The 18,587-nt window shown below is 38.9% G+C and carries 17 protein-coding genes; 6 read left to right on the top strand and 11 right to left on the bottom strand.

Going from position 1 to position 18,587, the window contains the following annotated elements:
- Positions 1 to 36: 36 nt before the first annotated feature.
- Positions 37 to 2,052, top strand: a complete 2,016-nt coding sequence (locus tag NOS7107_RS05390; protein ID WP_015111972.1) for a serine/threonine-protein kinase — start codon at positions 37 to 39, stop codon at positions 2,050 to 2,052.
- 17 nt (positions 2,053 to 2,069) lie between these two features.
- On the opposite strand, the gene NOS7107_RS27590 is transcribed toward NOS7107_RS05390, so the two are convergent.
- The 6 genes from NOS7107_RS27590 to NOS7107_RS05365 all read right to left on the bottom strand — a co-directional run bounded on the left by NOS7107_RS27590 (position 2,070) and on the right by NOS7107_RS05365 (position 6,417).
- Positions 2,070 to 2,165 (bottom strand): DUF4351 domain-containing protein, encoded by a 96-nt coding sequence (locus tag NOS7107_RS27590; protein WP_253274514.1) that lies wholly within the window; start codon positions 2,163 to 2,165, stop codon positions 2,070 to 2,072.
- A 154-nt stretch (positions 2,166 to 2,319) separates the two neighbouring features.
- Positions 2,320 to 3,054 (bottom strand): carbonic anhydrase, encoded by a 735-nt coding sequence (locus NOS7107_RS05385; RefSeq protein WP_015111971.1) that lies wholly within the window; start codon positions 3,052 to 3,054, stop codon positions 2,320 to 2,322.
- A gap of 394 nt (positions 3,055 to 3,448) precedes the next feature.
- The gene (locus tag NOS7107_RS05380) at positions 3,449 to 4,150 is read right to left on the bottom strand and encodes a carbonic anhydrase (RefSeq protein ID WP_044500532.1); all 702 of its coding nucleotides are present in this window, start codon (positions 4,148 to 4,150) and stop codon (positions 3,449 to 3,451) included.
- Positions 4,151 to 4,404: 254 nt separating this feature from the next.
- A complete protein-coding gene (locus NOS7107_RS05375) occupies positions 4,405 to 5,205 on the bottom strand; it encodes a pentapeptide repeat-containing protein (RefSeq protein ID WP_015111969.1) in 801 nt (266 codons plus the stop codon).
- Positions 5,206 to 5,215: 10 nt separating this feature from the next.
- Positions 5,216 to 5,857 (bottom strand): microcompartments protein, encoded by a 642-nt coding sequence (locus NOS7107_RS05370; RefSeq protein ID WP_015111968.1) that lies wholly within the window; start codon positions 5,855 to 5,857, stop codon positions 5,216 to 5,218.
- Between the two features lie 203 nt (positions 5,858 to 6,060).
- On the bottom strand, positions 6,061 to 6,417 hold the full coding sequence (locus tag NOS7107_RS05365) for a hypothetical protein (protein WP_015111967.1): 357 nt from the start codon (positions 6,415 to 6,417) through the stop codon (positions 6,061 to 6,063).
- A gap of 1,337 nt (positions 6,418 to 7,754) precedes the next feature.
- Here NOS7107_RS05365 and NOS7107_RS05360 point away from each other — a divergent pair.
- Together NOS7107_RS05360 and NOS7107_RS05355 are read left to right on the top strand one after the other, a co-directional pair.
- Complete coding sequence (locus tag NOS7107_RS05360) at positions 7,755 to 8,960, top strand: MFS transporter (RefSeq protein WP_015111966.1); 1,206 nt, start codon at positions 7,755 to 7,757, stop codon at positions 8,958 to 8,960.
- A 4-nt stretch (positions 8,961 to 8,964) separates the two neighbouring features.
- On the top strand, positions 8,965 to 10,167 hold the full coding sequence (locus NOS7107_RS05355; RefSeq protein ID WP_015111965.1) for a bifunctional cobalt-precorrin-7 (C(5))-methyltransferase/cobalt-precorrin-6B (C(15))-methyltransferase: 1,203 nt from the start codon (positions 8,965 to 8,967) through the stop codon (positions 10,165 to 10,167).
- A 595-nt stretch (positions 10,168 to 10,762) separates the two neighbouring features.
- Here NOS7107_RS05355 and NOS7107_RS05350 read toward each other — a convergent pair.
- From NOS7107_RS05350 to NOS7107_RS05340, 3 genes are all read right to left on the bottom strand, one after another.
- Positions 10,763 to 11,602 carry a metallophosphoesterase gene (locus tag NOS7107_RS05350; protein ID WP_015111964.1) on the bottom strand — a complete coding sequence of 280 codons (840 nt, stop codon included), beginning with the start codon at positions 11,600 to 11,602 and terminating at the stop codon, positions 10,763 to 10,765.
- A gap of 86 nt (positions 11,603 to 11,688) precedes the next feature.
- A complete protein-coding gene (locus NOS7107_RS05345; RefSeq protein ID WP_015111963.1) occupies positions 11,689 to 12,519 on the bottom strand; it encodes a metallophosphoesterase in 831 nt (276 codons plus the stop codon).
- A 308-nt stretch (positions 12,520 to 12,827) separates the two neighbouring features.
- Complete coding sequence (locus NOS7107_RS05340; protein ID WP_015111962.1) at positions 12,828 to 13,754, bottom strand: carbohydrate ABC transporter permease; 927 nt, start codon at positions 13,752 to 13,754, stop codon at positions 12,828 to 12,830.
- Positions 13,755 to 13,976: 222 nt separating this feature from the next.
- Between NOS7107_RS05340 and NOS7107_RS05335 the strand changes: the two genes are divergently transcribed.
- The 3 genes from NOS7107_RS05335 (at position 13,977) to NOS7107_RS05325 (ending at position 16,235) form a co-directional block, all read left to right on the top strand.
- Positions 13,977 to 14,591 (top strand): DUF1003 domain-containing protein, encoded by a 615-nt coding sequence (locus NOS7107_RS05335; RefSeq protein ID WP_015111961.1) that lies wholly within the window; start codon positions 13,977 to 13,979, stop codon positions 14,589 to 14,591.
- Positions 14,592 to 14,843: 252 nt separating this feature from the next.
- The gene (locus tag NOS7107_RS05330; RefSeq protein ID WP_015111960.1) at positions 14,844 to 15,560 is read left to right on the top strand and encodes a cadmium resistance transporter; all 717 of its coding nucleotides are present in this window, start codon (positions 14,844 to 14,846) and stop codon (positions 15,558 to 15,560) included.
- A gap of 54 nt (positions 15,561 to 15,614) precedes the next feature.
- Entirely contained in the window at positions 15,615 to 16,235 is a 621-nt protein-coding gene (locus tag NOS7107_RS05325) for a hypothetical protein (RefSeq protein WP_015111959.1), read from the top strand.
- 240 nt (positions 16,236 to 16,475) lie between these two features.
- Here the strand turns inward: NOS7107_RS05325 and NOS7107_RS05320 are convergent, their stop codons facing one another.
- Both NOS7107_RS05320 and NOS7107_RS05315 read right to left on the bottom strand, forming a co-directional pair.
- On the bottom strand, positions 16,476 to 17,252 hold the full coding sequence (locus NOS7107_RS05320; RefSeq protein WP_015111958.1) for an ABC transporter ATP-binding protein: 777 nt from the start codon (positions 17,250 to 17,252) through the stop codon (positions 16,476 to 16,478).
- Positions 17,253 to 17,551: 299 nt separating this feature from the next.
- A complete protein-coding gene (locus tag NOS7107_RS05315; protein WP_015111957.1) occupies positions 17,552 to 18,568 on the bottom strand; it encodes an iron ABC transporter permease in 1,017 nt (338 codons plus the stop codon).
- Positions 18,569 to 18,587: the final 19 nt, after the last annotated feature.

The raw sequence follows: 18,587 nt of genomic DNA, 5'->3' as shown, positions 1-18,587 counted from the left end.
ACTAACATATATATAAACAGAAAATGGATTCCCAGTATGGTCTGCTGCTTGAATCCCGATTGCCCTGAGCCTTTAAATTCTGATGAAAACCAGTATTGTCAAAATTGCAATACACCATTAGTAAGATTATTAAGAGGGCATTATCGTGTCATTAAAGTACTATCAGATGAAGGCGGATTTGGCAGAACCTATCTTGCGGAAGATGCAGATAAACTGAATGAATGGTGTGTAGTTAAACAATTTGCACCCAAAGTTCAAGAAGCTGCTGCAATCAAGAAAGCAATTAAATTATTTCAAGACGAAGCGCAACGATTGCAACATTTAGGAGAACATCCACAAATACCTGCATTATTAGCTTATTTTGAGCAAGATAATTATTTATTTTTAGTTCAACAATTTATAGATGGACAAAATTTGCTACAGGAATTACGGCAAGGAGTAACTTATAACGAAACTCAAGTTATGAGAGTTTTACTTGATTTACTGCCTGTACTAAAATTTATTCACGATCGCGGCGTAATTCATCGAGATATTAAACCACAAAATATTATTCGTCGTCGCAGTGATGACAAACTAGTATTAATTGATTTTGGTGCATCTAAGCAATTAACAGCCACAGTTCAAACTAAACTAGGTACAACCATCGGCTCACATGGTTATACCCCTATCGAACAAATGCAGGATGGTCAAGCTTTCCCAGCCAGTGATTTATATAGTTTAGGTGTCACTTGCTTTTATTTACTGACGAGAAATGCACCATCAAAATTATGGATGCAGCAAGGCTATAGTTGGGTGAAATATTGGCGACGATATCTACCAAGTACAGATAGAGGTAGGATCACCATAGGCTCAAAGTTAGGTAAAGTTTTGGATAAACTGCTAACTACAGATATCTGCCAACGTTATCAAGTAGCAGATCAAGTTATCCAAGATTTGAAAAAACAGTCTTTAGCATCTCCAACATCAACCAGCTTATTGACAGCAGCGCCAACTTTACTCACAGTTCCAGGAACTCATCAGCGGTTATTTGCACTCAAACTCAATGACAACTTGCAAAAATTATTGCTGGTGAATGTTGTCATGATACTTTTGGGATTAGGCGGAATTTGGTATTTTCAGTCATTCCCTAAGCTTAATACTACCGAAGTCTCAGAAAGTGCAGCGCAACCTCAAACTTTCAGGGGACATGCGAGTGATGTTAATTCTGTCGCTTTTGCACCCAATGGGCAAATTTTGGCTAGTGGTAGCGATGATAAGACAATTAAACTGTGGAATCTAGGGACGGGAACAGAACTTCAAACCCTCAAAGGACACTTGAAATGGATTTGGGCGATCGCATTCCATCCTGATGGTAAAATTCTCGCTAGTGGTAGTGCAGATAAAACAATTAAACTGTGGAATCTAGCCACAACTGAAGAAATTCGCACACTCACCGGACATACTGACGGAGTGGCGACTGTAGCTTTTAGTCCCGATGGTCAAACCTTGGCTAGTGGTAGCTTAGATAAAACAATCAAACTCTGGAACCTGACAACTGGTAAGTTAATTCGCACTTTTAGAGGACATAGCCAAGCTGTTGCAACCATAGCCTTCAGTCCCGATGGCAAAACTCTGGCTAGTGGTAGTTGGGATAAAACTATTAAACTCTGGAATGTGGCAACTGGGAAACAAATTCGCACTCTTGAAGGCCATTCAGAATTAGTACTTTCTCTCGCCTTCAGTCCCGATGGCAAAACTTTGGCGAGTGGTAGTAAAGATAAAACTATTAAACTCTGGAATTTAGCGACAGGTGAGACAATTCGCACTCTAAGACAGCATTCTGATAAAGTAAATTCTGTCGCTTATAGAAAAACTACCAACGGTATTATTTTGGCAAGTGGTAGTAGTGATAATACGATTAAATTGTGGAATCCCACGACTGGTCAAGAAATTCGCACATTAAAACGTGATTCTGGCTATATTTATTCTGTTGCTATTAGTGCAGATGGTCAAGCGATCGCTAGTGGCGGTAGTGCGGAGAATATTATTAAAATTTGGCCAATATCACAGTAGAGAATGGCGATATTTCATCAACTTGGTTGGCTTAACCAAGCTTCTAAATCCGCCAGTGTCGAAAAATCTAATAACGCTTCTCCTAATGCTTCTAGACGTATAAAATTAGTCATGATTGAATAAGAATTCAGAAGCATATTTAACGATATCTATAGCATTATCGTTTTGGTAGTAGTACATAGCTCTTATCTTGAACTACTCTTGCTTATTTTATCATTACCATGCACTACTAACAAAATCTGACTTGATTAAAGTTTGGCGATTAAATTAAGCTACAAATGTGACTTTCCCTGTTGCTACGTCATAACGACCGCCAGCAATTTTTAATTTGTTTTCTTTGATAAGTTTGCTTAAAATCGTTGAGCTTTCTTCTAATCTTCTGACTTGATATTTAACATTAGAGATAATGGAATTATCTTCTAAACTACCTGTCTTATCTCTCACAAGTTCTACAGCTGGTTTAATTTCTTCAACAAAGATTCCGATTCTTCCAGGAAGCGGTTCTCCTTTGACCGCTGCTGAAACCGCACCACATTTTGTATGACCAAGAACCACAATTAATGGCGCACCTAATATCACAGTAGCAAATTCTAGACTACCAACACCCTCTTGACTCACCACATTACCAGCTAACCGGACGACAAATAAGTCTCCTAATCCTTGATCAAATACTATTTCAGCTGGAACTCTAGAATCTGCACAGCCCAGTATTGCTGCAAACGGATATTGACCTAGAGAGGTTTCTTGTAAACGTAATCTTGACTGATTTGGGTTAAGACGTTTTTCTTCTATAAATCTTTGATTACCTTCTATCAACCTTTTTAAAGCCTCTTGAGGGTCTTTGAGTTGAGGTTTTGGTTCAGAATTCAATGGTTTTTGAGCAACTGCTTGTTCTGACTGCAAAACTACACTACTAGTAGCACTCGCACCAACAGCAACACTACCGACACCAGCTAATTTCAAAAAATTTCGCCGTCCAACAAATCCATTAATTCTGCTCATTAATCTACCTCACTCCCAAAAGTGTATTTTTTCTAAGTTGGTTTACTCACAATCCAATTGAATCTTCTGCCTGAAAATGCGATCGCTTGCAGCATATTGTGTCCTTCAGGTAAAGATAAATTAATTGATTTAACTTAGTAATTTTCAATCTTTATCATCAACTGAAATATATCAGAGTCATGTATCTCAGTTGAATTTAATTTACATATAAAAATAATATGGTTAAGTGTGGTGGTAGTCTATGGTTAATTTTCTTTACATAAAAGCAATAAGTAAGGTTTATAGTATTCTTAAATATTATTCAATCACAAGCACCCCGACTTTTTGAAAAAGTCGGGGTTCTGAGTGTCTCAATTTTCACCAATTAAATCGGCTTGCTACATACAGCTATAAATTAAGGAATGAGATTAATTTTGCCAGTATCAATATCGTAGCAAGCACCAATAATTTTGATTTTGCCTGCTTGCAACATTTGACTTAACATTTTTGAATGTTGTTGTAATTTCTTTGCCTGATACTGTACATTGGCAATTACTGCATCCGTGGAATTTAAGTTGGTTAACGCAGGTTTGATGCTTTCTGCTACATGCCCAATCATTCCAGGCATAGGTTCGTTTTTGATGGCTGCGGCAACAGCACCGCATTTTGTATGACCCAACACAACAATTAGCTGTGTACCTAATACAGCTGTAGTATATTCCAAACTACCAATAACTATATCACTGGCGACATTACCAGCGACTCGCACCACAAATAAATCTCCTAATCCTTGATCGAAAATAATTTCCGCTGGAACTCTAGAGTCAGCACAACCTAAAATAGCTGCAAAAGGGTACTGGGCTTTGGCTACTAATTGTAAACGTGCTAATGATTGATGGGGATATTGGCGTTTGTATTGGATAAATCGTTGATTCCCATCCAGCAAAAGTTTTAAAGCTTGAGTTGGGTTAACTGGATTAGGGTTAGCTGGATTGACATCAGCCTGGATACTATCTGCTAAACTACCACCAATAGCTGTAGCAGCGATCGCTAAACTACCTGTACCCGCAAACCTCAAAAAATTCCGGCGACCAAGAAATCCATTAATTCGCGTCATTAATCTACCTGACAACATTTTCGTTGTTAGCAGGAGGATATCAAAATTTAGTTAGTCGCAAGAGTACTTTCTGAGACGGTTTTCCAGTTATTTAACTCAGAAGCGATCGCATTTATTAAATCAGCTACATAAAAATGCTCTGTCTTTACGACATTAATCAAGCACAATCAGTTTCTAAGTCAATTCTATCACCGTTCGGCTGACGCTTATGGCGGAAGTTTGTTACCTGTATGCTGTTATGCGCGTAAGTTCTATTAATGACATACATCAGGTATAATTGCATTCTCCAGATTTGCACCGATGAGGTTAGCGCCTCGGAGTTTAGTCCCAGTTAGGTTAGCGCCATTCAAGTTAGCACCTGCCAAGTTGGCTCCTTGAAGGTGAGCATAACTCAAGTTTGCGCCTGTCAAGTCAGCTTCACTGAGATTTGCTTGCGGCATATATGCGCTACTTAGGTAAGCATAGCTGAGATTAGCATTGCTTAAATTTGTTTGGTAGAGGTAAGCCCCAATTAAATCTGCTTTGTAGAGGTTGGCTTTGCTGAGGTCAGATGCAATCAAGTTGGCTTCTATTAAGTTTGCATAAGCTAGGTTAGCACGAATGAGTTTGGCTGCACCTAAATCAGCGCCCTTGAGGTTAGCATCTTGCAGATTTGTGCCGATGAGGATAGTATTAGCGATCGCACTTTCTTTCAAATTTGCTTCACTTAAGTCGGCACCAATAAAATTGGCATGACTCAAATCTGCTTGTGTGAGAGTTGCCCCCCTTAAGTTAGCCACACTCAAGTTAGCTGCACTCAAGTTTGCTTCAATTAGCTTGGCATGATAAAGATTTGCACCACTCAAATCTGCACCGTTGAGGTTAGCACGCACTAATAAAGCCTGGCTCAAATCTGCTTTAGTCAAGTTGACTTTTTGCAGGTTAGCTCCTCTGAGATTTTCTCCTTGCAAGTTTGCAGCGCTGAGATCTGGTTGAATTTGAGGATTTTTCTGTCTCCATTCACTCCAGGTAACTGCACCTGCTTTCAATACAACCAGATGCTCTTGATTTGCCATTTTCTCTCCTTTACTCCTGGCGGCCACTATTGGGATTTGTCCGGCCAGCTACATTTTCAATCGCGGTTAACGCTCCCCTTGCTCCTGCTAGAATATCCTGTTCTTGTCCACCTAAATACAGCCTGCCAAAACTACCTACAGCTTGTACTTCCAGAATATTAATTGATGCTGCTTTTTCTGCTTCATTGGCGGCTAATGCGGCGTAAGCAGCTGGTTCTACTTCTAATACATACAAGGTTTGTCCCGCTAGTAACAACTGTCCTCGGCGGGTGCGATTTATTAGTTGTGTTTGGTAAGCATCGATGTTGCGGATGATTTGGCTAGACACAACACGCGGTTTGAGACATTCTTCTCGTCTGACTCCTAACATATCCAAAATGGCTTGACCAGCTGTGCGTGTTTCTCCTTGGGAACCAGAATGAACTTCTAATAAACCATATAATCTCTCAACTACTTGGACTCCGGGACGCACAGAGGCAGCTTTCAACGCTACATCAGTAATTTTATTGATTTCAATACCAGGAGAGATTTCAATCCACAGTGATGTATCTCCTGGTAATGGCAAGAAACCTTGAGCTACAGTTCCCATATAGGCTGCGTGTTGAGGTTGCAAGCTGTCAAGAAATACGAAACTGCGTAGTTCTATACCCAAGGTTTTGCTCTCCAGTCATGAGGTAAAGTTTACATATTGCAATAATATGCCTGTAACTTTAAACTACCATAACCCACGCTCAATACCTTAATGCTCCGTATGAAAACAAAGAAACCCCAGCTACTCAAAAGAAACTGGGGCTTTGAACTATCGCAATTTTCATCTATATATATGAGATATTCTCTATTAGGAGATGATCAGCTTTAACTCCCTAAATCTAATTGCACCTCTAATCCATTATTACCATCTGTCGACTGCGCCGCCGGTTGTAAGAAAATGGAAGTACTAGGTAGTAAGACCGCGCGATTAAAGTGCAGTCCATCAGAAGGTGACTTATTTGTTTGGTTGTTGTTGGAGGTGCGGTTGATATTTCCTCCTTCAAAGAATTTCATAAAGTCACTTTCTGCTGTTCTCGTACCAATTCCTTCTAGAGAATCACTAGTTATTTTATAGCTTTCTTCATTGACGGTAGGCGCAGATAATGACTGAGCGCAAACCGAGTTTGTTAAGCTGACAATAGCTGCTACAACTGTTAAAGTAGCAATAATTTTAGCCTGCATAAATTTTCTCCCAATTCTATTGTTTTGCTGGCAGTGATTATTTCAGCAAATAATTTAGATCCGATTTATAAAGTAAATCTTAAGTAGGGTCTGTTATGGCTTCAGCCTAATGCACCGCCAGGTGATGATGGTGCGTTAGGCGCTCGCAGATAGTTTTTGTGATTAGTTAGCTCACAATATCCGCATAACACACCCTACAAGAATTTTTTTACTTTATAAATAAACTCTTACGTAACTTTTGCTATTAGATATAATCTACATCTGCCAGTATTTTATTTAATATGTAAATTCTCTGTCAATGATTTATATAACTTGATTGCAAAAGACACTTTATACATCATGGAAGTTTTAACTATTGCTGCTAATTTATAACAAATATTAAGTTTAATCAATCTTTGCTTTTCTCTAGCAGAATATATTTTTTTGTACAAAAATATCCCCGACCTATTAAAGAAGTTGGGGAGTTATACTATACATTTGGGTAATGCCACGGCTAATCTTTCTGTTCTATGAGCGATCGCAATTAATATACTTCGCCTCAATGGTCATCTTTCCATCACAACTGCCCATAGATTTCTCTCTAATGAGATTGACAAACTCTTTGCCCTGGTGGAATGAAACAGCCCTACCTTAAAAAAGGAGATTTAGGGAGATTAAGCGAAATGTTTCGCTCCTAATGAGAGGACTTTTAAAACATCCTCTAAAGGATAGTTCCTCCGCACCATCCATTTTCAGAATATTGAAAGTGTCTGACTATATAGTAATGTGATTGGATGTTTCAAAAATTGCATTTGACCGTGCCAATTTTAGATTTTAGATTTTTTGGGTTCATGTCCCGTCTCCGGTGGGCGGAAAAAACCCCAAATCCAAAATTAGTTGACTGCTATACCAGTATGCAAATTGGCATAAGATTGATTTTATTGATATAAGTTGGCTCACTGATTAAGCAATCGATTATATACAAAGTTAGATAACATATATTAGTTAATATGGTAACGTCTATCTAAAAGCAAAAATAGCTAAAAATCTTGTTAAATGTACAATTTAAAAACTATTTAGCTCAATTACGGATATAAAAGATGTGCAATAAATAACGTTAAATGAATCTATAAATTAGTGAAATCGCTAAAATCATAGTGGTAAAAGTTGTGCTGTCAAGGTAATTTTTTATCGAAAGTATTATTAGTAATATCACTAAGTCCTACTTACCTTTTATGAATTAGGTGTTATGAATTGTACAAGATAAGCACTTTACGGTTTGCCAATTGTGCAATTTTTAATGCGATTTAAATAGAAGAATTTGTCTTAAAATCACACCACGGGTCTAAGGCAGAAGAATGGTCAACTCTTGCAACACCAGCCGGGAAATATTATGGCGACAAGTTTGGGGATTAGCGGCTTTACTAGCAGCAATTATCCTCAGTTGGATGGTATATGCTTTTTATCAACCAAAAATATTACAAGAACTAGAATTATTTGAATTAGCTGGTTGGCTGGGAATAGTACAAGGGTTAATCGCCGCAGTTCTTGAACCTTTGAATGGGGGAATTTCTGATCGCATTCAGCAGCGCTTGGGTAGTCGTTTACCGATGATTAGCGTTGGGGTGGTGTTAGCTGGGTTAATGTTTGTCGGTGTTTCGTTGTTGGCTGACTACAATTTACCCACAGGTATTCGTTGGATTATTCCAGTGCTGATGACGGCTTGGGTTATAGCTATGATTATATTTCGTGGCCCGGCGATCGCACTTTTAACTCAGTTTGTCCCCGCCACAGAATTACCTCAAGCAAATGCCATCCTGGTATTAGTGTTTGGTACAGTGGGAGCGATCGCCCCATTATTTAACATTTTACTATCTAGTCTAGGTGCATCGATTACCTTTATGTTAGGCGCGATCGCTTTAGTCTTGGGAGCATATATTTTGCAAATATTCACTCCTAAACATAGTTTTGTCCCAACTATATATCATCAAGATAAATCTGCGACTGCACCAACTGTGTTGTTAAGCCTGATTTTTGTTATCGGTTTAGCTACAGGATTTGAAGTTAACCTGTTATTTGCCATTTTTCCCCAAAAATTACAAACTCAACTCCCAGGATTGCAAGTAGAATTTATCGCTTCTGAGATACTGCTAGTCTCAGCAATTGCATCTGTACCTTTAGGAGACTGGACAGCAGATTTAGGTGTAAATAAATCGATGTTGCTGGGTCTGGGAACGATGACAGGTTTGATGGGGTTAACAGTATTAAACGATAATTATATTTTAGCGATCGCCTTAATTCTGGCTTTTGGGATGAGTTTTAGTTTAGTGTTGATCAGTATGATTCCCTTCGCACTAGGCAAACTACCCGTAACTCAGGCTGGCTTAGGTACAGGTTTATACTTTGGTGGTAGTGCTGGCGGAACGGCAATTGTTTCACTATTAATTAAACAAATTGGTCTAACATCTGTCGGTGCATTTTTATTGGCGGAAGTTGCTTGTTTAGTAGTGACTTTGTGTATTCTTTTGTATAAGAAAGTTTCTCGAATCGAGACTGGAGAATAAAACATTGAAATGGCTGTCTATTATAGGTATTGGCGAAGATGGGTTACAGGGTTTAAGTGCGATCGCCCGTTCTATAATTGCTCAAGCTGAGGTTATTATGGGAGGCGATAGGCATTTAGCCATGCTTCCCACTGATGACCAGCACCAAAAAATTTCTTGGACTTCTCCTTTTAGCGCATCAGTCGCCGAAATTATTAGCCGTCGTGGTCAGCAAATCTGCATCTTAGCCAGCGGTGATCCTTTATGTTACGGCGTTGGTGTCACCTTAACCAAACATATTCCCATCTCAGAAATCACAATTATCCCCGCACCTTCAGCCTTTAGCCTCGCTTGCGCCAAACTGGGATGGTCATTAACTGACGTAGAGACGTTAAGTTTGTGCGGTCGTCCTGCGAGTTTGCTTCAGTCTTATATTTATCCCCAAGCCAAGTTATTAATTTTGAGTGCTGGGAAGGAAACCCCGCAAATTGTGGCAGAAATCCTCAAAAGTCGTGGCTATGGTGAGAGTAAAATGATTGTCTTGGAACGTATCGGCGGAATTCACGAACGGATAATTGCAAGTACAGCCGCCTTTTGGAGTGAAACAGAAATTGCTGACTTGAATACCATCGCCGTTGATTGTATTGCTGATGTTGGAGTTACAGCCTTACCCAGATTACCAGGATTGCCAGATCATGCCTATCATCATGATGGACAATTAACCAAACGAGAAGTCAGAGCAATTACTTTATCAACCCTAGCACCCCTACCAGGAGAACTTTTGTGGGATGTCGGCGCGGGTTGTGGTTCAATTTCCATTGAATGGATGCGAAGCCATCCTCGATGTCGAGCGATCGCCATTGAACAAAATTCATCTAGACTGCAATATATTGCCGATAATGCCACAGCTTTGGGTACACCCAACCTAGAAATTATCGCCGGACAATCACCATCAGCTTTGCCAGGCTTACCCACACCAGACGCTATTTTTATTGGTGGTGGAGTTACAGCAGCTGGATTATTTGATATTTGTTGGTCAGCACTACCCCCAGGTGGTCGTTTAGTCGCGAACGCCGTCACCATCGAAAGTGAGCAAACCTTATTTCAATGGTACGAAAAAGTTGGCGGCAGTTTTACCCGAATTGCTATTCAAAGAGCAGAACCTATTGGTAAATTCCTCGGATGGCGTGTGATGTCGCCTGTTACCCAATGGATAGCAGTTAAATAATTTTCGATTCCACCCACGCAAGTGGGTTTTGTCTGTGTAGCCGGGACTTTCAGTCGCTTTGCTTAAATAAACTTAATATCAATGTGATTAAAAAGCATCAACAATCTTAAGAAAATTCCCTAGAATATTGCGACACATTAACGGTGTTCAAATTTAGTAAATACATCTACCACCTCAAATAATAGCGTGCTAGATTAAGGTCAAGGTACAGAAAGGTTAAGTTTAAGTGAAGTCAAAAAAACTTGAAATTAGAGCCTGTGCCTCCCGCTCTAAGATCAACGCGATCGCAACTCAACTATCACATCCTATGGAAGTGTTTTCGCCTTAATTCTATTGATTTGATTGGAGGTTTTTGAACGTACAGCCAGAAATGCCTGCCTATTTAGAATCAAGGATGTTGAAGTTTGAGAACAACGATTGCATTTATCCACCTTATTTGAGTTAATTCTTCTGTTTTTTAAATCTTCTCGAACAATTGCAAATTGTTTAATAAACCGCCTGTAGTTACTGATGTTGATCGGTCGTAACTTAGGCGGTTAATAGTTTTGAGGATGTAGTCACCTTATGAGCCAATTCCCAGAATCTATTTCAGACTTCAGACTTCAGACTTCACTAGAGTAATCACCGTAACTTCTGGTGGACAAAATAAGCGTCCTGGTCGATAAGTTCCTAAACCACGATTAACATATAACTGATTATTTGCTACTTTGTGAAATCCTTGCGCCCATTCCCAATATCTCACTACTTTAGAGCAATCATCAAATAAAAATGGCACTTGTCGCCGCAGTTTTTTTGGTAATTGTTTGAGTAACTTCTTGTAATAAAAAACCGCCGGGCCAAAACCGGGAATGACAATATGACCCCCATGCGTATGACCAGATAGCTGCAAATCAACACGCCACTGTTCTAATATCTTGGCAGTATCAGGATTATGAGAAAGAACAATCCGCGGTGTCAACGGGTCTAGTTGCTGCATCACGGGTACAGGATTAAACTCCCGCGACCAATAATCAGCTAAACCAACTATGGGTAATTCTTCGCCCAGGGGATAGGCGATTTCATTCCACAGCACATGAACGCTAATACTAGCGAAAGCATTTGTAACTTCTGCTTGAGAATGATTGTAATGGATGTCATGATTACCAAGTACAGCATAAATTCCGCAGCGACTTTGCAGATGTTTGAGTCGCATCACAAGTTGATGAATTGGGCTAGGATCATCCGTGACGTAATCACCAGTTAAGACAATTAAATCAGGTTCTACTTCATTAGTAACTGCGATCGCTTCTTGCAACATTTCTTCTGAAAGGCGCATTCCATCATAGTGAAAATCTGATAACTGTACTAATGTTGTACCTGCTAAAGATTGCGGCAGTCCGGCAATCTTAACCGTTATTTTATCTACACTTAAACGTCCCGTAAACAACCAGTGCATAGTGCAGAAACACTCCTCATAGCAGCGTTTACAGCTTATCAAATAACAAAAACCATCTTAAAAAATAGTAAAAATTTAATCACAATTTATTCTTTTTGTAGGGTAATCAATGTCACTTCTGGCGGACAAAATAGCCTTCCTGGGGAATAAGTTCCTAAACCACGATTGACATATAGCAGATTGCTTCCTACACGATGTAAACCCTGCGCCCATTCCCAATGACGGAGGACATAATTTTCTCGGCTTAACAGTGGAAAGTAACGCCGGATTTTGTAGGGAATTTTTTGGACTATTTTTTTGCGATAAGCTATCACCGCCCCTAAACCGGGAATCACGATTTGACCACCATGACTATGACCAGATAACTGCAAATCTACCCGCCATGCTTGTAATATTTCCGCTGTATCAGGGTTATGAGATAGCACAATTCGGGGTATATTTGGGTCTAGTTGCGCCATTACTAGCGCAGGATTAAATTCTGGTGAATAACGATCTGCGAGTCCCACTAGTGCTAATTCTTGACCAAAAGGATAAACGATTTCATTCCATAAAACACTTACACCAATGTTAGTTAAAGCTTTGGTAATTTCTGTTTTTGAATTTCGGTAATATATATCATGATTACCGAGTATGGCATAAATACCAGCTTGAGCTTGCAATTGCTTTAATCTTAAAACTAGTTGATGAATTGGTTGCGGACTATTTGTAACATAATCACCTGTGAGGATTACTATATCTGGTTTTAGTTGGTTGCTAAATGCGATCGCCTTTTCTAACATCTCATCAGACAAAGCCACACCATCATAATGAAAATCAGACATCTGCACCAACTTCTTACCTTGTAACGACGCAGGTAAGCCCGCAATCTTAACCGTTAATTTTTCAACAGTCAACGGCCCAGATAATAACCAGTGCATAATAGGTTTAATAAACTTCAATAATAGCGTTTAAAGTCTAACTAACAATCTGCCGTTTGAAAGTTGCAGGTTAAACACTTTTGATAAACTTGATAAATATTTATTCAACCCTATATTTGCTGTGGTGAGGATAAAAAATAAATTATATGAGCAAGTCAAAGAATCATCACTGACTCAGTGAAACAGTTACCCAGTAAATTTGACAACAAGGTGAGAATAATCACAACAGTAGTATAGAACTTAGCTTATTTGCTGATAAATTAGGATGAAGTGCGATCGCACGTAGATAAATAAATCATATAAGTTTTCTAGACAATAGAATCTCCGCCTTCTTGATTAAGACTTAAGCGTAAAACCGACAGTCCTAAAATTATTAAAAATAATATCAACCCAATTGTGCAAGCATAGCTAATATCTAAATTACTAAAAGCTTGTTCGTATAAATAATAAACAATAGTTTTAGAACTATCGAGTGGGCCGCCTTGGGTCATAATATAAACTTCCTCAAAAACTTTAGTGGCAGAAATAGCTGAAATTACTGCTACTAAAGCTAAATAAGGTCTCATCAAAGGTATTGTAATATCCCAATGTTTGCGAATACCATCTGAGCCATCAATAGCTGCGGCTTCATACACATCAGCGGGGATGGATTGTAACCCAGCTAAATAAATTACCATGTAATAGCCTAATCCCTTCCAAATAGTCACAGCCATCACACTGGCGAGAGAAATTGGAACAATCCCCAAAATTTTATCTGGACTGGTGAGCCAAGGAATTCCTTCGGGGAAAATTCCCAAAGTTTTCAGCCATTGATTAAGTAAACCGTTTTCTGCGTACAACCATTTCCAGGCTATACCTGCGACTACCATTGAAATTACCACTGGTGTGTAATATGCGGCTCTAAACCAACTAACTCCCCGCAATTTTTGATTAACCAAAATTGCTAACCCCAAAGGAGCAATCACCAAAATTGGTACTACACCTACCAGATAAAGAAAAGTATTTTCTAAAGTTTTCCAAAAAACTGCATCCTTCCACAAACGCAGGAAATTAGTAAAACCTATCAACTGTGGCGGTTGAGAAATATCTTCGTAGCTAGTGAAACTGAGGTAAAAGGCTTGTAATGCAGGCCAAAACACAGTTAACCCCAACAGCACTAAAGCAGGTAGCAAAAACAAGTATGGTGTGAGTCGTTGTTGGATGATAATCCAATCTTTAGATGTCAGTTGACTCATAACAGTTATTGGTGAGACGGCAAAGCTAACTCATATTACACGAACAGATGCGGTTGGAGTGCGATCGCTCAAACGTCATCTAAGTACTTTTGGGTATGTAGCTGTATTAATCACTTAAATTTATCAATTTAAAAGAAAATAATATTTGTACTTATCAGAAGAACAGCATAAATTAAACCCATAGACAAAAACACAGTCAGCAATCACCCACAGAAGTAAATTATGAAGCCAGTAGTTAGACAAAAATCAGAGCCAAAACAAATTACACCTGAAGAATTAACTCGCGGCCAATACCTGGCTGATAAACTTGCATCTCAGGTAGGTTCTTGGAAATTTCTGATTTGTCAAAGTACCATTTTAGCTGGATGGGTGGGAATGAACTTAGCACCAGGAATTCCTCATTGGGATGAGTCGCCATTCATTATGCTCAATTTAGTATTTTCATTCGCTTCAGCTTACACAGCACCCATAGTTTTGATGAGTCAAAACCGTCAGTCTGATACTGACCGCCGAAATGCTGAAATTGACCATCAAGTAAACTTACGCGCCGGACAAAACATTGAATTACTTCATGAAAAGTTAGATACATTGCACTCGCAACAAATCGCTGAACTAACTCAAATCGTCAAAGAACAACAGCAAATGCTGCGAGAAATGAAAGTAAATTTAGCAGCTACTGACAAAGAAATTAAAGATAATCAAATCGCCTTAGCACCAGGACTGATTGTACAAATTAACAATAAATTTCCTAAAGTCGCACCTGTTAACCAAGCCAGTAAACACGATAAATCAATTGTCGATAATGCCAAAGTTATTGATCAATACATTCGTCGATAATCATGAATTATCAATAGTGAGAGTCTAAATTTTAAATATCTCGATCCTGTTCTAGACTAAAATCTTGACTCTGCCACTCGAAAATATAACCAGCATTATCATACAATCACATATTTGAATTGCTTCAGCAACTCAATTAACTTTCAAGGCTACAACTCCACACTTAACAAAGTAGCAACTTACCCAGTATTTGCAGACATCAATCAAGCACAACAGACACCATCTCAATTTGTAGATAAAGGAGAGATATAAATGAATGGAATCATATCGGGAATTCCTACTGGAATAACAGCTTTTACCGCGACAAACTTAGATGATTTAGTCATCCTAACGCTGTTATTTTCGCAAGTGAATGCAAACTTCTGTCGGCGGCACATTGTGATTGGTCAATATATTGGTTTTAGTACACTGGTAATTGCTAGTTTAGCTGGGTTTTTAGGTGGTTTAATTTTGCCATCTCATTGGATGGGTTTTCTAGGTTTTGCGCCCATCGCTATTGGTTTAAATCGTCTATTAAATCAAGATAAAGATACTTCTTCAACAACAGAACCAGAGCAAGAACTAACTAAATCTTCACCCTTCGCTGGCTTATTATCTCCTCAATCTTTTAGTGTTGCTGCTATTACTATTGGCAATGGTAGTGATAACATCAGTATTTATATGCCATTATTTGCGAATGCAGATTTATCTAATTTACTCATCATTATTGCAGTATTTTTAGCACTAGTTGGTGTTTGGTGTTATGGAACATATAAACTTACTTGCCAACCTGCTATTTGTAATTTAATTTCTCAATATGGCAATAATATTGTTCCCTTTGTGTTAATTGGTTTAGGAGTATTTATTATTTTAGATAGCGCTTCATTGCCTCCCATTGCTTTAGCAGTTAGCTGTTTAGTGTTGATGGGATTAGTCAAACTGTATGGCATCAATACACAGATAGAAACATCTGCCAACATTGACTGGTAAATTTAGTTATCAATGTTCATTAAAAAAGTTTGTACACTCAAGAGGATAAATATCATGAAACTATTCCGCATTGCTCTTGTTACTTTAGTACTTTTAGTAAATTTAGTCATCGCTCCACCTTCTTGGGCTAGTAAACCAAATCTGACACAAAGTACTGATTATACCGAAGTTACCCAAGCAATTGATAACCTGGTGAAATTAAAAGAAACTCCGGCTGACTCGCAATATACACCAGAAGAAATTGAACGGAAATTAGGTGATTTGAAATTACAAAAATATATTTTAGAAACAGCAAGAAGTTGGGCGCAGTGTCGTAATGAAACAGGTAAAACGCTTGCTGTCTATGGACATAAACCCAAAAAAATAGCGCAAGGTAATACTCTCTATTTTTTGGGTAATGCTCAAGTTACAGATCATGATTGGGATTGTGATGGTGTTTATCTACCAGTTGGCACTAAATTACTTGGTGATATTGAAGGCTTAACAGAACCTTTAGCTATTAAAGTTGTAGATGGTACTCAATTAGTTGCAAAAATTAATTCAGAAACAGGTGTTGTTGAATTTAATGTGACCCCTGCCAATGTTTTGAAAGCAGGTGATATTGATTGGTTAATGCCTAACTTGACTCAAGTTGATATTGATGCCAAAGTTCCTAATGCACCAATTGAAGATTAAAGTTCAATACCGTTCAGTTAAGACTAAAAACCAATTCTGGCGTAGGTTGGGTTGAGGAACAAAACCCAACATCCTCAAGACTTTTTTGGGTGGAGCGATCGCTCCACCCAACCTACTTTTCTGCTTAACTGAACCGTATTAGATTAAAGTTAGTTAAATTGTGTGTGAATAACCATATACCCGGCTTCTTTAAAAAGTCGGGTATATAAGTTTATTTATTAGCCTGAAACATATTTAAATTTATATGGCAGAAATGGCACAAACTTGTAAACCAACGGGTGTTTGAATAATCACAGCTTCCACGTCAAAAACTTGCGCGATCGCCTGTGGTGTTAACACTTCTTTTGGTGTGCCAACTCCCCAAAGTTTTCCTTGTTTTAATAAGGCAATTCGGGAACTATATCGTGCAGCTAAATTTAATTCATGTAACACTGTGACTATTGTTAATTCCTGTTGTTGATTTAAATCTTTTAATAGTTCTAATAATTGCAATTGATAATTAATATCTAGATAAGTTGTTGGTTCATCTAATAATAAAACCTTTGGTTCTTGTGCCAATGCCAGAGCTAAAAAGGCGCGTTGTCTTTCACCTCCTGATAGTTGTTCAACTGGGCGATCGCACTTATTTTCTAATTGGGTTTTTTGAATTGCTGCATCAACTTTTTGCCAATCTTGTGCTGTTAATTCCCATTGCCACCAAGGTTGATGCGGTGTACGTCCTAAACTTACTAATTGTCTGACATTTAAGCCTATTGGTACAGTTTGTTGTTGTGGTAACAGTGCCAACTTTTGCGCTACTACATTTGGCGGTTGAGAATGAATTGCTTTACCGTCAAGTAAGACAATTCCTTGTTGTGGTGCTAGAATTCGACTTAATAATTTGAGTAACGTTGATTTACCAGAACCATTAGCACCAACTAAACTTAACCATTCTCCTGTTTGCAAGGTGAGGTTAATATTCTGCACAATTGGTTCTGCGGTATAACCACCAGTGAGATTTTGCAGTTCTAAAGGCATTTTAAGAAAGACGTATTTGAGAAATTAGATTTGACTTCTCTTTAACTACCGTATACACAAACTTTAAAAATTGCTACTCAATAAGACAAATTAATTCTTACAGTCGATACATTAATAATGTGAAGCGCCGCATTAACAATGTAACTCAATACATTAATAGTGTGAGACGACACATTAACAATGTAACTCAATACATTAATAATGTGAAGCGACGTTATTACATTGCTAATTAAGCAACTCGTGTGTACATCATAGTTTTTAGAAAAAAGAGGCTGGAAGAAAGATTTGTCTTACTAAAATTAAGACTTACCTAATCCAGATGAACGACGATAAAGCAACCAGATAAATAAAGGTGAACCTAACAAAGCAGTCACAGAACCAACTGGTAGTTCTACTGCGCCTAATCTAGAAAGTAAATCTGCAAAGGTGAGTAACCATGCGCCCGCCAGGGCTGACAATGGTAAAACAAAGCGGTGGTCTGTACCTACTAGTAACCGGACTCCGTGGGGTACTATCAAACCAACAAAGCCAATCAAACCACTGATGCTAACAGCACCGGCGGCGAGTAAAGTTGCCACACCACCAATTAATAAACGCGATCGCGTTAATGATACACCCAAGCCCACGGCTAAATCATCTCCCAACGCCAGCACATTCACCGACCGCGCCAGCAAACATCCGCCCAACAACGCCACCATAATATAAGGCCCCGCTGTGGTAATTTCTTTCCAGCCTCTGGCGTTCAAACTACCCACCAACCAACTCAACGCCACTTGAATTTGACCGTCTTCGGCGAGTAACAGTAATGTACTTTGCACTGCACCTAATAAAGAACTGACCGCCACACCGCCTAAAATCAACCGTTCAATGGAAATTCCCGAACCTGCACGACCGAGAAAAATCACTATGGCTGAGGTCAAAATTGCACCCAGCCACGCAGCTAAGGGAATAGCAATGGGGAAGACGTGCAAAGTAATCATTAAAATTACAATTAATCCTGCACCTGCGGAAATTCCCAAAATAAAAGGGTCAGCTAGACTGTTGCGTAACATTCCTTGCAGTAGTGCGCCAGACATTCCCAAAGCTGCACCCACAATTACAGCAGCGATAATGCGGGGAAGTCGCAAATCCCAGATAATAGTTTGGTTAGTGGGGTCGCCTTGATGCAGAATTGCTGCCCACAATTGTGAAAAACTTAGAGGTACTGCGCCTTGAGAAAGTGACAGCGCTAAAGTAATAATTAGCGCTGTACTGATGAGCAAAACAGCCCAGAGTATGCGGTTTTGAGTAACAGCGGCTAGTAACGGGATTTTCATTCACAAGAAGTTATTTTCT

It is taken from the genome of Nostoc sp. PCC 7107, from assembly GCF_000316625.1.
GTDB lineage: Bacteria > Cyanobacteriota > Cyanobacteriia > Cyanobacteriales > Nostocaceae > Nostoc_B.
This window is presented reverse-complemented; position numbering and strand designations above follow the sequence as displayed.